This is a genomic window from Bradyrhizobium sp. UNPF46 (genome assembly GCF_006658625.1).
Classification (GTDB): domain Bacteria; phylum Pseudomonadota; class Alphaproteobacteria; order Rhizobiales; family Xanthobacteraceae; genus Bradyrhizobium; species Bradyrhizobium nitroreducens.
The window spans coordinates 1-13,830 of record NZ_LFJB01000002.1; the positions used below are offsets into that span (position 1 = coordinate 1).

The window sequence follows — 13,830 nt, forward strand, 5'->3', positions numbered from 1 at the left end:
CAGGCGATGAGCGGCATCGTCGAGCTCATCAACAACATCACCGGGCAGATCAACCTGCTCGCGCTGAACGCGACGATCGAATCCGCGCGCGCCGGCGAAGCCGGACGCGGCTTTGCGGTGGTCGCCTCCGAAGTGAAGAGCCTCGCCAACCAGGCCAAGCAGGCGACCGACAAGATCGGTCAGGAGATCGGCAGCCTCAACGGCATCTCCGGCGACGTGGTCAGCGCGCTGGGCTCGATCAAGCAGGCGATCAACAATGTCAGCGAATACGTGACGTCGACCGCCGCGGCCATCGAGGAGCAGAGCACGGTGACGAACGAGATGTCGACCAGCATGCAGCGCGCCGCCGCGGAAGCGGCCGCGATCGCGGCGCGGGCGTAGCCTAAGCACTCGGAAGCGTAGGGTGGGTTAGCGCAGCGTAACCCACCATTTCTCTTGGTTGCGCAGCGGTGAAATCGGTGGGTTACGCCTTCGGCTAACCCACCCTACGGTACCGTCACGCCTTCGGCAGCTTGGCCTTCAGCGCGTAGAGCGCATCGAGCGCCTGGCGCGGGGACATCTCGTCGGGGTGCAGCGCCCTCACGGCTTCCATCAGCAGTTCCGCTTCGCTCGGCGGCGCGGCTTCTGCGGCGGCGCGCGAGGGGACTGCGAATAGCGGCAGATCGTCCACCAGGGCGCGCGCGGTCTGGCCGCGGTCCTGCGCCTCCAGCTTGGAGAGCACGGCTTTCGCGCGCGTGATCACGGCCGGCGGCAGGCCGGCGAGCTTCGCCACCTGGATGCCGTAGGAGCGGTCGGCCGAGCCCGGCAGAACCTCGTGCAGGAACACGACATTGCCCTGCCACTCCTTCACCCGCACCGTCGCGTTGAACATGCGCGGCAGCTTGGCCGAGAGCGCGGTCAGCTCGTGATAATGCGTCGCGAACAGCGTGCGGCAGCGGTTGCTCTCGTGCAGATGCTCGATCGCGGCCCAGGCGATCGAGAGACCGTCGAAGGTCGCGGTGCCGCGGCCGATCTCGTCGAGGATCACCAGCGCACGCTCGCCGGCCTGGTTGAGGATCGCCGCGGTCTCGACCATCTCCACCATGAAGGTGGAGCGGCCGCGGGCGAGATCGTCGGCGGCGCCGACGCGCGAGAACAGGCGGTCGACGATGCCGATGCGCGCGCGTGTCGCCGGCACGAAACTGCCAATCTGGGCAAGAAGAGCAATCAGCGCGTTCTGGCGCAGGAAGGTCGATTTACCGGCCATGTTCGGACCGGTGAGCAGCCAGAGCTGGCCGGACTTTTGCGCAGGGTTTGGTGACAGGTCGCAGGCGTTGGCGATGAACGGCTCGCCGTTGCGCTTCAGGGCCTGCTCGACCACCGGATGGCGGCCGGCTTCGATCGCGAAGGCGAGCGAGGAATCCACCTCGGGCCGGACGTAGTTCTCGTCGATCGCCAGCTTGGCCAGCGATGTCGCGACGTCGAGCAGCGCGAAACCTTGCGCGGCCGCGCGCAGATCGTCGCTGATCTCGAGCGCCTTGGCGCAGAGTCGCTCGAAAATCTCGAGCTCGAGCCCGAGCGCGCGGTCGCCGGCATTGGCAATCTTGGCTTCGATCTCGCCGAGCTCCGACGTCGTGAAGCGCACCTGGCCGGCCAGCGTCTGGCGATGGATGAAGGTCGCGTTCAGCGGCGCCGACATCAGCTTGTCGCCGTGCTGCGCGGTGACCTCGACGAAATAGCCGAGCACGTTGTTATGCCGGATCTTGAGGCCTTTCACGCCCGTGTCGTCGGCATAGCGCGCCTGCATCGAGGCGACCACCAGGCGCGAGGCGTCGCGCAGGTTGCGCGCTTCGTCGAGGGCAGGTTCGTAACCCTGGCGAACGAAGCCGCCGTCGCGCTTGATCAGCGGCAGCTGATCGTCGAGCGCCGTCGCAAGCTCGGCAGCAAGCTCGCGCGATGGTCGCTTCAAGGCCGCCATCACCACCGCGATCTCCTGCGGCGGATGGTCCAGTTCGCCCAGCCGCGCCAGCACCTGGTCGGCGGCGATGATGCCGTCGCGAAGTCCGGCGAGGTCGCGCGGGCCGCCGCGCCCGACCGAGAGACGGGCCAGCGCCCGCGACATGTCGGGCGCGCCGCGCAATATGCTGCGGATGTCCTCGCGCGCGGCGGAATCGGCAACGAAGGTGCTGACCGCGTCTAACCGCCGCGCGATTGCGGGCGCGTCCGTCAGCGGTGCCGCCAGGCGCTGGGCCAGCAGGCGCGAACCGGCCGAGGTCACGGTGCAATCGATGGCGTCGAGCAGCGAGCCGCGGCGTTCGCCCGCGAGCGTCCGCGTCAACTCGAGATTGGCGCGCGTGGCCGGATCGATCGCCATGGTCGCGCCCGAGGCCTCGCGTGCGGGCGGCGACAGCGGCGGATGCTTGCCGACCTGGGTGCGGTCGACATAGGTGACGGCAGCAGCCGCAGCCGTGGCTTCCAGACGGGTGAGCTGCGCGAGGCCGTCCATGGTCGCGACCGCAAAATAGTCGCAGAGTCGCTTCTCGGCGGTGGCGCCGTCGAAGACGTCGCGGGTCAGCGGCGTCACCGCCGGCAGCTCGCGCAAGGTCTGGCTCAGCTCGTTGTCGCTGTAGAGCGCATCGGTGACGATCGCCTCGTTCGGATTGATCCGCGCCAGCGTTGCCGCGAGCTCGCCGCCCGAACACTCCAGCACCGCGAATTCGGCGGTCGAGATGTCGATCCAGGCGAGGCCGAAGCGGTCGCCGCCTGCCGATGAGCGTGCCCGCGCGATCGCCAGCAGATAGTTGTTGGCGCGCGCATCGAGCAACGTGTCCTCGGTCAGCGTGCCCGGCGTGACCAGCCGCACCACGCCGCGGCGCACCACGCTCTTGTTGCCGCGCGCCTTGGCGGCGGCGGGATCCTCGGTTTGCTCGCAGACCGCGACCCGGTGGCCGGCCGAGATCAGGCGATGCAGATAATCCTCGGAACGTTCGACCGGCACGCCGCACATCGGGATGTCGGCGCCCTGGTGCTTGCCGCGCTTGGTCAGCACGATGCCGAGCGTTCTGGAGGCGATCTCGGCGTCCTCGAAGAACAATTCGTAGAAATCGCCCATCCGGTAGAACAGCAGCAGGCCCTGATGCGCCGCCTTGATCTCCAGGTACTGTTCCATCATCGGCGTGACGCGCGCGGCGGCTTCCGCCTGGGGCGCGGGCGCTTCGTCGGGGGGCGGTGCTTGTATCGGCTGTTGCATCGTCATGGGCGGCGCAACCTACAAAATTTCGCTTCCTGCTCCTATCGGTTTGGCTTGATAGGGGAGGTTTTCCACGTTGTCCGTGTGGGGGGGCGCGAGGTGCTGCCACATTCTCGCTCGTCATTCCGGGATGCGCCGGCAGGCGCAGACCCGGAATCTATCGGGCCGCACGTCACGCAGACAAATGGATTCCAGGCTCGCGCCAAATGGCGCGCCCCGGAATGACGTCTGCCCCGCGAAACCGTCAATTGACCTGCTGCGGGCACCCTCCTAAAACTCCGCCGTCATTGAAGAATTCTGGCCGAACCGCGGCATTCAGGGAGAACAACGATGCGTGACGTCTTTATCTGCGATGCCGTGCGGACCCCGATCGGCCGTTTCGGCGGCTCGCTCGCCAAGGTGCGCGCCGACGATCTCGCCGCCGCCCCGATCAAGGCGCTGATGGCCAAGCACCCCAATCTCGACTGGGCGCAAGTGGACGAGGTCTTCTTCGGCTGTGCCAACCAGGCCGGCGAGGACAACCGCAACGTCGCGCGCATGGCGCTGCTGCTCGCAGGCCTCCCGGATTCGGTTCCCGGCCAGACCCTGAACCGCCTCTGTGCCTCCGGCCTCGATGCGGTCGGCGCCGCGGGCCGCGCCATCCGCTCCGGCGAGATCGAGCTCGCCATTGCCGGCGGCGTCGAGTCCATGACCCGCGCGCCCTTCGTGATGGGCAAGGCGCAGGAGGCCTTCTCGCGCTCGGCCGAGATCTTCGACACCACGATCGGTTGGCGCTTCATCAATCCGCTGCTCAAGGCGCAGTACGGCGTCGATGCGATGCCGGAGACCGGCGAGAACGTCGCCGAGGAATTCCAGGTCTCGCGCGCCGACCAGGACGCCTTCGCCATCCGCTCGCAGCAGCGGGCAGGCGCCGCGATTGCGGCGGGCTATTTCGCGGAGGAAATCACGCCGATCACCATTCCCGGCGGCAAGGCAGGTCCGATCACGATCGACAAGGACGAGCACCCCCGTCCCGAGACCACGCTGGAAGGCTTGGCCAAACTGAAGCCGATCGTGCGCAATCCAGGCACGGTGACCGCCGGCAACGCCTCCGGTGTCAATGACGGCGCTGCTGCCATGATCCTGGCATCCGAGGCCGCGGTGAAGAAGCACGGCCTGACGCCCCGCGCCCGCATCCTCGGCCTTGCCTCGGCCGGCGTGCCGCCGCGCATCATGGGCATCGGCCCCGTGCCCGCGACCCGCAAGCTGATGGAGCGCCTCGGCAAGAAGATCGGCGATTTCGACCTGATCGAGCTCAACGAAGCCTTCGCCTCGCAGGGCATCGCCTGCATGCGTCAGCTGGGCGTTGCCGACGATGCCGATTTCGTCAATCCGCATGGCGGCGCCATCGCGCTCGGCCACCCCCTCGGCATGAGCGGCGCGCGCCTCGTGCTCACCGCCGTCCACGGCATGGAGAAGCGTGGCGGCAAGCTCGCGCTCGCCACCATGTGCGTCGGCGTCGGACAGGGCGTTGCCGTGGCGATCGAGAAGCTGAATTGACGAGACGCACAGCGTCTCGTCATCCCGGGGCAGCCCGTCAGGGCTGAACCCGGGATCTCGAGATTCCGGGTTCAGCCCTATCGGGCTGCCCCGGAATGACAGGGAAGGACCGCCCCATGATCATCGAGCGTGAGCAGGACGTCACGGCCGCGGCGCTGGCGGTGATGGAGCGGACGTCCGATCCGCGGCTGCGCCAGATCATGGTGTCCCTGGTCAAGCATCTGCACGACTTCGTCCGCGATGTCCGCCTGACGGAGAAGGAGTTTCGCGATGCCACCGCGGTCATCGCCGAGCTCGGCAAGCTGACCACCGATACGCACAACGAAGTCGTGCTGATGGCGGGCTCGCTCGGCGTCTCGCCGCTGGTGTGCCTGCTGAACATGGCGATCAGGGCAATACCGAAACCGATCAGTCGCTGCTCGGGCCGTTCTGGCGGCTGAACTCGCCGCGGGTCGAGAATGGCGGATCGATCGTGCGCTCGGAGACGCCGGGGGCGCCGCTGTTCGTCAACGGCCGCGTCGTCGACAGGGACGGCCGTCCGGTTGCCGGTGCGGAGGTCGATGTCTGGCACGCTTCGCCGGTCGGCCTTTATGAGAACCAGGACCCCGATCAGGCCGACATGAACCTGCGCGGCAAGTTCACGACCGACCAGGATGGGCGCTTCGCCTTCCGCTCGGTGATGATGGTCGGCTATCCCATTCCGACCAATGGCGTGGTCGGCCGCCTGCTCGCGGCGCAGGGCCGCCACCCCTATCGACCGGCCCATCTTCATGCCCTGATCTTCAAGCCGGGATTCAAGGTCCTGATCTCGCAGGTCTACGATCCCAACGATCCCCATATCGACAGCGACGTGCAGTTCGGGGTGACGCAGGCGCTGATCGGCAAGTTCCAGCGCCACGATGCGCCGCATCCGACCATGCGCGACGTCGCGACGCCATGGTACTCGCTCGACCACACCTACCGGCTCGAGGCCGGTGAGGCCGTGCTGCCGCGCCCGCCGATCAAATAGCGCTGCTGACGGGCGCAGGGCGCCCGCCAAACCCGCTTCCCCAAATTAGTTATATCCTATAATGATTGGCGGAAGCGTTGACCGGCCGGATCAAAAATGGCCGGGGAGGAGTTCGCCTATGACATTCATCTACCCCACGGACAGCAACAAGGCGCATCCGCTGCCGCTGTCGCCCGACTACAAGAGCTCGATCAAGCGTGCGCCGAACAAGCCCTTGATCCCGATGCGCCACACGCTGTCGGAGCTGACCGGCCCGGTCTACGGCCATGAGACCGTGCGCGAAGGCGACAACGATCTCACCACCCAGCACACCGGCGAGCCGATCGGCGAACGCATCATCGTTCACGGCCATGTGCGCGATGAGGACGGTCGCGGCGTGCCGAACTCGCTGGTCGAGATCTGGCAGGCCAATTCCTGCGGCCGCTACGTCCATGTCCGCGACCAGCACCCGGCGCCGCTCGATCCGAACTTCACGGGCGCCGGCCGCACCGTGAGCGATGCGAGCGGCTACTATCGCTTCGTCACCATCAAGCCGGGTGCCTATCCCTGGGGCAATCACCACAATGCCTGGCGTCCCGCGCATATCCATCTCTCGGTGTTCGGCCATTCCTTCGTCACGCGCCTCGTGACGCAGATGTACTTCCCGGCCGACCCGCTATTCCCGTTCGATCCGATCTTCAATTCGGTGCCGGACGAGAAGGCGCGGGCGCGGATGGTCTCGTCGTTCGACCTCGAGAATACCCAGCCCGAATGGGCGCTGTGCTACCGCTTTGACGTCGTGCTGCGCGGCAAGAACGCCACGCCCATGGAGAACCACTAAAGTGCAAGAGTCCGTGAAGCCCGACGGTATCACCCCGTCGCAGACCGTCGGTCCGTTCTTCAAATACGGTCTGACGCCGACCGGCGAGTACGCCTGGAACGACGCGTTCACCAATTCGACGCTGACCCCCGACGTCACGGGCGAGCGCGTCCGTATCGAAGGCCGCGTGTTCGACGGTGACGGCGTTGCCGTGCCGGATTGCATGCTGGAGATCTGGCAGGCGGACGCGCAGGGCCGCTTTGCCGACCCGCAGGACAAGCGCGCGCTGCCGAATGCGAGCTTCCGCGGCTTTGCCCGCTGCGGCACCGACAAGGACGGCAATTATTCCTTCGAGACCATCAAGCCGGGCGCGGTGCCGGATCCCGACGGTAAGCCGCAGGCGCCGCACATCCTCCTTGCGGTGTTCGGCCGCGGCATGCTGCGGCATCTCTACACCCGCATCTATTTCAGCGATGAGGCCGGCAACGCCGCCGATCCCGTGCTGGCGCTGGTGCCGGCGGATCGCCGCGCCACGCTGACCGCCGTGCGGGATGCCGGCAAGCCGGTCTACCGGCTCGACCTGCGGCTTCAGGGCGACAACGAAACGGTGTTCTTCGACGTGTAAGGCCATGCGTGCCGGGGAGGGCTCATCCCCGGCACGCATATCTCATCCGGCGCATCGACGCCGAGGCTGCGTTGTTGCAGCCGAAACGTTTCTCCCGTGCGTGTGTCAGCTTCGCTGACTCAAATACCGATAGCGCGACGTCCAAATCCCGTAATTATGCGGAGCTCGCGCGATGCAATTCCTCCGCGAAGCAATCCCGCATTTACCGTATTTGTCTAAGGTGGCCGCAGTTCAATGCCGCTGCTCCGGATTGTTTCATGAAATTTCGGCTGTCCTTGTCCTCTGCGATCGTCGCGTTCGGCATCGTTCTCGCCATTGGCTTTGCCGCCGTGGTTTCGACCAGCCTGTACGCCTTGAAAGAGCTCAAGGTCGGCGGTCCGCTCTACTCCGACATCAAGCTGGGCAACGACCTCATCGCGGACATCCTGCCGCCGCCGGAATATGTCATCGAGGCCTATCTCGAGGCGACCCTGGCGATGCGCGAGCCGGATCAGCTGGCGGCCCACGGCGAGCGGCTGGTTCAGCTCCGCAAGGACTACGACGAGCGCAAGGCGTTCTGGGTCACATCGAGCCTGTCGGCCGACCTGAAGACGGCGCTGGTGTCGAAGTCCGACGCCGAGGTGCAGAAATTCTGGAAGGCGTCCGACCAACTCCTGCCGGCCCTCGAGGCCAAGGACGCCGCCGCTTCCGAGCGTGCCTATGCGCAGCTCAGGGACGCCTACACCGCACATCGCGCCGTGATCGACAGCATCGTCGAGAGCGCCAACAAGCAGAATGCCGCCATGGAGAAGCTGGCGGCGGACCGCGACAGCTCGATGCTCTATATCCTCCTCGGCGTCTCCGCCGCCGTCCTCGCCTTCGTTGCCGCGGGCCTGCTCGGCGTCGCCCTCGGCGTGGTGCGCCCGATCGTCCGCATGACGGGCACGATGCAGAGACTCGCGACCGGCGATCTCGCCGCGGACATTCCATTCGCTGAGCGCCAGGACGAGGTCGGCTCGATGGCGGGGGCGCTTGTGGTGTTCAAGCAGGCGGCGGTCGAGAATGCCCGTCTGCGCGAGGAGCAGTTGCGGCAGGAGCAGGAGGCGGCGCTGGCCAAGCGCTCCGCCCTGCACCAGATGGCCGAGACTGTCGAACGGGAGACCGGTCGCTCGGTCGACACAGCCGGTGCGGCGACGCAAGGCGTCGAGCGGGCGGCGTCCAGCCTGTCCGAGATCGCAAGGTCGCTCTCCGCGCAGTCGCAGGCGGTGGCGGCAGCCTCCACCCAGGCCCTCGGCAGCTCGCAGACCGTCTCGGCCGCGGCCGAAGAGCTGAGCGCCTCGATCCGCGAGATCGCAAGCCAGGTCCTGCGGACCAGCACTGTCACGAAGTCGGCGGTCGCCGGCCGCGAGCAGGCGCGCTCGACCATCCAGTCGCTGGCCGGATCGGTGAAGAAGATCGCCGAGGTCTCCGACCTCATCGGCGGCATCGCCGGCCAGACCAACCTTTTGGCGCTTAACGCCACGATCGAGGCGGCGCGCGCCGGCGAGGCCGGCCGCGGCTTCGCCGTGGTCGCCGCCGAGGTGAAATCGCTGTCGGACCAGACCGCCAAATCCACCGAGGAAATCACGCGGCTGATCGCCGAGATCCAGACCTCGACCCAGGCTGCGGTCGACGCCGTCGAGACGATGGGGGGACACATCGCCGAGATCGACGGCGTGGCGACCTCGGTCGCCACCGCGATGGAACAACAGGACGCTGCGACCCGCGAGATCTCGCGGTCGATTTCCGAATCGGCGTCCGCGGCGAAAGAGGTCTCGGCCAAGATCGGCAATGTCAGCCGCGACGCCGCCTCGGTCAACGAGCGCGCCGCGGAGGTCAGGCAGGCGATCGCCGGCATGGCGGCCAATCTCGAACAGCTGCGGTCGGTCGTGGTGCGGACCGTGCGCGACTCCACCGCGGCGGCTTGAACCGGGCGCCAGGCCTGCCGCTGGTGCCCTGGGTTGTGATCGTGCAGTATGGCGCGGGACAGGGGCATCGTGGTCATGACACCTCCACAACTGCCGGCGGTCGTTGAGCCCGCCCAACTGACGGCCGCACTGCGCCGGAGCGGCGTGCTCGACGCCGGCGCGGTCCGCGAGGTGAAGGTGCTGCATCAGCGCGACACCGTGGTGTCACATATCGTCAGGCTCGGCCTACGCTATGTCGGCGAATCCGCCGGTGCTCCGCAGTCGCTTATCCTCAAGATGACGCACGCTTCGTTTGCCAGAACACTCGCGGATCGCGGCGAGCACGAAGTCGTCTTTTACACCCAGCTCGCCCCGAACATGCCGCCTGGACTGGTGCCGCGCTGTTTCGACGGCCATTTCGACGCGGAGAGCGGGGCCTGGCATCTGCTGCTCGAAGACCTCACCGACAGCCATGAACTCGCGACTATACCGACGCTGCCACCGTCGCGAGACCAGTCGATGGCCATCGTCACCACGCTGGCGCGCATGCATGCGGCCTGGTGGAATCATCCCGGCCTCGGCGAGACCGTCGGCACCTGGGCCAGCACCGACGATAGCGTAGCCCGCATGGAGACCTTCGCCGCTCATTACGATCGCTTCGCTGACGAGCTCGGTGACCGCCTAAGCGAGGAACGCCGCATCCTCTATCGCCGTCTCATCGAACAGTCGGCCCGGCTGTCGCAGCGTTATCATTCACGCCGCCATGTCAGCATCGTCCATGGCGATGCACATACCTGGAATTTTCTGCTGCCGCGCGCGGGTGTCGCCGACACCGTGCGCATCTTCGATTTCGACCTGTGGGGGATCAATGTGCCCACCGGCGACCTTGCCTACATGATGGCGATCCAATGGTACCCGGAACGCCGGCAGGCGCTGGAGCGGGCGCTGCTCAACCGCTACCACGAGACGCTGCTCGCACACGGCGTCACCGGTTATACGCGCGGCGCGCTCGACCAGGACTATCGCTGGTCGGTGCTCTGGCACATCACCAAACCGGTCTGGCAATGGGCCATCAACCTCCCGCCGGGGATCTGGTGGAACAATCTGGAGCGGGTGATGATGGCCATCGAGGATCTCGGCTGCGAGGAGCTGTTGTAGGGGGCGTGTCCCGGGCGCGGTGCAGCGTGTAGCGCTGCGCCGCAGAACCGGGACACAGCATGCCGGGGCATGGGCCCCGGCTCAGCGGCGCTTCACTTGTGTGCTGCGCCGCGTCCGGGGCACTAAAGCGCGATGAGATTTGGATGAATCATCATCGCGCTTTAGCTTGTTGTTTGCGCATGATCTTTTCGGAAAACCGCTTCGCACTTTTCCGGATCATGCTTTAGGCTCCCGCTACTCCATCACCGCATGTTCCGGCCCGGCTGCCTGCTTGCGCAGCGTGGCCTTGGTCGAGCCGATCAGCAGAGCGAGCGGGATAGTGCAGAGGATGAAGAGCATTACCAGCTGGTAGTCCTGCGAAAACGCGATGATCTGCGCCTGCACGCTGACCATCCTGTCGGCCATGGCGCGGCCGGCGTCGGTGGACAGGTTGATCAAGCCCCGGACGTCGGGCATCTGCAGGGCATGGTTGAACGGATTGATGTGCTCGGACAGGATCGCGTAGGTCCGCCGCGTCCCCTGCGTCAACTGCGCGATGACGACGGAGATGCCGACCGAGCTCGCGACGTTGCGCATCAGGGTCAGCATCGCGGTGCCGTCGGTACGCAAATCGTTCGACAGCGTCAGGAACGCCACGGTCGAGAGCGGCACGAAGACGAGGCCGAAGCCAAACCCCTGGATGACGCTGACGGTGACGATCTCCGGCACCTGGGTCAGGTCGGTCCAGCCGGTCATCTGGAACAGCGAGCCCGCGGTCAGCGTCAGGCCGGAGATGATCAGCGTGCGCGCCTCGAAATAACGCATCATGCGGCCGACCAGCATCATCGCGAAGAAGGTGCCGAAGCCGCGGCTCGCCAGCAAGAGGCCGGCGGTGATGATGGGATAGCCGATCACGTTCTGCATGTAGGGTGAGGCCAGCGCCATGGTCGAGAACAGCACGAGCCCCATCACGATCATGAACATGCAGCCGGTGACGAAGTTGCGGTCCCGGAACAGCGCGAAGCGGATGAACGGTGTCGAGGTCGTGAAGGAGTGCGCGAGGAAGAAGTAGAAGGCGACGGCCGAGATGATGAACTCCGCGAGGATCTCATTGGATTCCAGCCAACCCAATTGCTCGCCACGGTCGAGCGCGAGCTGCAGGGCGCCGATCGCAACCGCGAGCGCCGCGAAACCGAAAAAATCGAACTTGAGGCTGAGGTCCTTCCTGGTCTCGTCCATGAACACGATCAGCCCGAGCACGGTGATGGCGCCGAACGGCAGGTTGACGAAGAACACCCAGTGCCAGGAATAGGTCTCGGTCAGCCACGCGCCCAATGACGGCCCCATGATCGGGCCCATCATCACGCCCATGCCCCAGATCGACATCGCCTTGGCGCGTTCCTGCAGCGTGTAATAGTCCAGCATCACCGATTGCGACAGCGGCACCAGCGCGGCGCCGAACACGCCTTGCAGCAGGCGGAACAGCACCATCTGGTTGATGTCCTGCGCGAGGCCGCACAGCACCGAGGCCATGGTGAAGCCGGCCGAGCAGATGATGAAGATGCGCTTGCGGCCGAAGCGGTTGGCGATCCAGCCCACCGGCGCCGTCATGATCGCGGCGGCGACGATATAGGATGTCAGCACCCAGTTGATCTGGTCCTGCGAGGCCGACAGCGTGCCTTGCATGTAGGGCAGGGCGACGTTGGCGATGGTGGTGTCGAGCGCCTGCATGATGGTCGCCGTCATGGCGCAGATCGTCACCATGTTCCGGCGCAGGCCGGGGACCATCAAATTGGCGTTGGGACCGGACATCCGATCAGTCCTCGTCTCGTCAGTCTTTGTCTTGCTGGTCTTTGTCCTGGCTCGCCGTCGCCGACAGGCCGAACAGGCCCGCGAGCGATCGCTTGTGGCCGGTGTCGATGGTGGCATAGACGCTCATGCCGGCCTTCAGCTTCCGCACGTATTTGTCGGTCTCGTCGAAATAGATGCGGATCGGCACGCGCTGCACCACCTTGACGAAATTGCCGGTGGCGTTCTGAGGCGGCAGGATGGCGAATTGCGCGCCGGTGCCGGGCGAGAGCGAGCCGATCTTGCCCTTGAAGACGTGGTTCGGGAACGCGTCGACCTCGAGCGTGACCGGCTGCCCCTCGGTGACGTGGGTGAGGTCGCTCTCCTTCGGATTGGCGTCGACCCAGGGATGGGCGACGTCGATGATGGAGAACACCGGCGTGCCGGCGGCGACGAAGCGGCCGAGCTGGATCTGCTCGACCTGCGTCGCGACGCCGTCCATCGGCGCGCGCAGCACGGTGTGGTCGAGATTGCGCTGGGCATCGTCCAGCTTGGCTTTCGCCTGTGCGTAGGGCGGGAATTGCTCCAGCGGCAGATCGGGATTGCCCAGCAGCTGCGTCCTGGCGTTGGAGAGCTGCTGCTTGATGTATTGCGCCTGCGCACCGGCGGTGACCAGCGCATTCGAGGCGTTGTCGAGATCGAGTTGCGAGCCGAAATTGTTCTTCACCAGCGCCTGCTTGCGCTCGACGTCGCGCTGTTTCAGATCGATGCCCTGCTGGGCGAGGCCCAGCATGTCGCCATAGATCTTGATGTTGGCGACGAGGTTGTCATAGGTCGTGCGCGCCTGCGCGAGCTGCGCCTTGGTCTCCTCCACCGCGAGGCGGAACGGAACGGGATCGATCTCGAACAGCTCGTCGCCCCGTTTGACCGACTGGCCTTCCTTCACGACCACCTTCAGGATCTTGCCGGAGATGTCGGGCGTCACCAGCACCTTCTGCGCGCCGACATAGGCGTCGTCGGTGCCGACATAGCGCCCGCCATGGAGGTAGAAGGTCAGGCCGCCGATGGCGGCGATCACAGGCAGCACGACGAGGAGCAGGAAGCGGCGGTAACGCCGCAGGCCCGCGACCAGGCGGCGGCGCGGATCGGTGCCGGCTTTCTTTGTGGGCTTGCCCCCGTCGGTCTTCTGCTCCGGCTGGAACTTGAGGACTTGGTCAGCCATAGCGCTGCTCCTTGCGTGCTTGCTCCGCGCCGGATGTCTGGATCGCGGTCCGCACGTTTTCCTTGATGGTTTCGAGCTGGGTCAGGAGGCGATGGGCGTCCGCCGGCGTGATGCCGTCCAGCGCGTTGGCCGTAAGCTCGGACTTCAGCCCGCTCATCCGCCCCAGCAATTGTCGCCCGGCCTTCCTCAGGTACAGCCGCTTGACGCGGCGGTCTGAAGGATCGTTGCGGCGCTCGATCCAGTCGCTGTCGCAGAGCTTGTCGATCAGGCGCGTCAGCGTGATCGGCTGCATCTCGAGGAGCTCGGCGAGTTCCGACTGCTTCATGCCCTCGCTGCGCTCGACCTTGGCCAGCACCGCCCATTGGGCGCGGGTGATGCCGAACCGCGACGCCTCCTTGTCGGCATAGACGCGCAAGAGGCGGTAGAGCTCGCCCAGCGTGAACAGGAAATTCTGGTCGACGGACCCGCGGGTCATAAGCTTGGTCTCCAATAAGTTTCGAATATAATAAGCAAGCTTATGATTATTCCATGGCCGATTAGCAGGATGCTGTCCCGCA

The 13,830-nt window shown here is 66.0% G+C and carries 10 protein-coding genes and 1 pseudogene; 7 read left to right on the forward strand and 4 right to left on the reverse strand.

Annotation, left to right across the window (positions count from 1 at the left end):
* Nucleotides 1-381, forward strand: a 381-nt coding sequence (locus UNPF46_RS00520; RefSeq protein WP_246668572.1) for a methyl-accepting chemotaxis protein, incomplete at its 5' end; no start/stop codon positions are given.
* Between the two features lie 115 nt (nt 382-496).
* On the opposite strand, the gene mutS is transcribed toward UNPF46_RS00520, so the two are convergent.
* Nucleotides 497-3,235: a DNA mismatch repair protein MutS gene (gene mutS / locus UNPF46_RS00525; protein ID WP_142248675.1), complete on the reverse strand. Its 2,739-nt coding sequence runs from the start codon at nt 3,233-3,235 to the stop codon at nt 497-499.
* Nucleotides 3,236-3,559: 324 nt separating this feature from the next.
* On the opposite strand from mutS, the gene pcaF reads away from it, so the two are divergent.
* The 6 genes and pseudogenes from pcaF to UNPF46_RS00555 all read left to right on the forward strand — a co-directional run bounded on the left by pcaF (nt 3,560) and on the right by UNPF46_RS00555 (nt 10,284).
* Nucleotides 3,560-4,768, forward strand: coding sequence for a 3-oxoadipyl-CoA thiolase (pcaF, locus tag UNPF46_RS00530; protein WP_100176524.1), 1,209 nt, complete (start codon nt 3,560-3,562; stop codon nt 4,766-4,768).
* Between the two features lie 116 nt (nt 4,769-4,884).
* Nucleotides 4,885-5,777: pseudogene (locus tag UNPF46_RS00535) on the forward strand (dioxygenase family protein).
* 118 nt (nt 5,778-5,895) lie between these two features.
* Nucleotides 5,896-6,597: a protocatechuate 3,4-dioxygenase subunit beta gene (pcaH, locus tag UNPF46_RS00540; protein WP_100176522.1), complete on the forward strand. Its 702-nt coding sequence runs from the start codon at nt 5,896-5,898 to the stop codon at nt 6,595-6,597.
* Nucleotide 6,598: 1 nt separating this feature from the next.
* Nucleotides 6,599-7,201: a protocatechuate 3,4-dioxygenase subunit alpha gene (gene pcaG, locus UNPF46_RS00545; protein ID WP_100176521.1), complete on the forward strand. Its 603-nt coding sequence runs from the start codon at nt 6,599-6,601 to the stop codon at nt 7,199-7,201.
* Nucleotides 7,202-7,458: 257 nt separating this feature from the next.
* The gene (locus UNPF46_RS00550) at nt 7,459-9,147 is read left to right on the forward strand and encodes a methyl-accepting chemotaxis protein (RefSeq protein WP_142248676.1); all 1,689 of its coding nucleotides are present in this window, start codon (nt 7,459-7,461) and stop codon (nt 9,145-9,147) included.
* 48 nt (nt 9,148-9,195) lie between these two features.
* Complete coding sequence (locus UNPF46_RS00555; protein ID WP_142248677.1) at nt 9,196-10,284, forward strand: phosphotransferase family protein; 1,089 nt, start codon at nt 9,196-9,198, stop codon at nt 10,282-10,284.
* 234 nt (nt 10,285-10,518) lie between these two features.
* Here the strand turns inward: UNPF46_RS00555 and UNPF46_RS00560 are convergent, their stop codons facing one another.
* Genes UNPF46_RS00560 through UNPF46_RS00570 form a run of 3 tightly spaced genes read right to left on the reverse strand, consistent with a single transcriptional unit; the run spans nt 10,519 to nt 13,748 of the window.
* Nucleotides 10,519-12,075 carry an MDR family MFS transporter gene (locus tag UNPF46_RS00560; protein WP_100176518.1) on the reverse strand — a complete coding sequence of 519 codons (1,557 nt, stop codon included), beginning with the start codon at nt 12,073-12,075 and terminating at the stop codon, nt 10,519-10,521.
* Nucleotides 12,076-12,094: 19 nt separating this feature from the next.
* The gene (locus UNPF46_RS00565) at nt 12,095-13,273 is read right to left on the reverse strand and encodes an HlyD family secretion protein (protein ID WP_100176517.1); all 1,179 of its coding nucleotides are present in this window, start codon (nt 13,271-13,273) and stop codon (nt 12,095-12,097) included.
* Complete coding sequence (locus UNPF46_RS00570) at nt 13,266-13,748, reverse strand: MarR family winged helix-turn-helix transcriptional regulator (RefSeq protein ID WP_100176516.1); 483 nt, start codon at nt 13,746-13,748, stop codon at nt 13,266-13,268. The genes UNPF46_RS00565 and UNPF46_RS00570 overlap by 8 nt, the downstream gene beginning before the upstream one ends.
* Nucleotides 13,749-13,830 lie beyond the last annotated feature (82 nt).

What these genes read in the sequence shown, in the direction of transcription:
- UNPF46_RS00570 (WP_100176516.1), bottom strand. Translation starts at nt 13,748, where the DNA reads ATGACCCGCGGGTCCGTCGACCAGAATTTCCTGTTCACGCTGGGCGAG.
- pcaH (WP_100176522.1), top strand. Translation starts at nt 5,896, where the DNA reads ATGACATTCATCTACCCCACGGACAGCAACAAGGCGCATCCGCTGCCG.
- UNPF46_RS00555 (WP_142248677.1), top strand. Translation starts at nt 9,196, where the DNA reads ATGGCGCGGGACAGGGGCATCGTGGTCATGACACCTCCACAACTGCCG.
- UNPF46_RS00550 (WP_142248676.1), top strand. Translation starts at nt 7,459, where the DNA reads ATGAAATTTCGGCTGTCCTTGTCCTCTGCGATCGTCGCGTTCGGCATC.
- pcaF (WP_100176524.1), top strand. Translation starts at nt 3,560, where the DNA reads ATGCGTGACGTCTTTATCTGCGATGCCGTGCGGACCCCGATCGGCCGT.
- UNPF46_RS00560 (WP_100176518.1), bottom strand. Translation starts at nt 12,075, where the DNA reads ATGTCCGGTCCCAACGCCAATTTGATGGTCCCCGGCCTGCGCCGGAAC.
- UNPF46_RS00565 (WP_100176517.1), bottom strand. Translation starts at nt 13,273, where the DNA reads ATGGCTGACCAAGTCCTCAAGTTCCAGCCGGAGCAGAAGACCGACGGG.
- mutS (WP_142248675.1), bottom strand. Translation starts at nt 3,235, where the DNA reads ATGACGATGCAACAGCCGATACAAGCACCGCCCCCCGACGAAGCGCCC.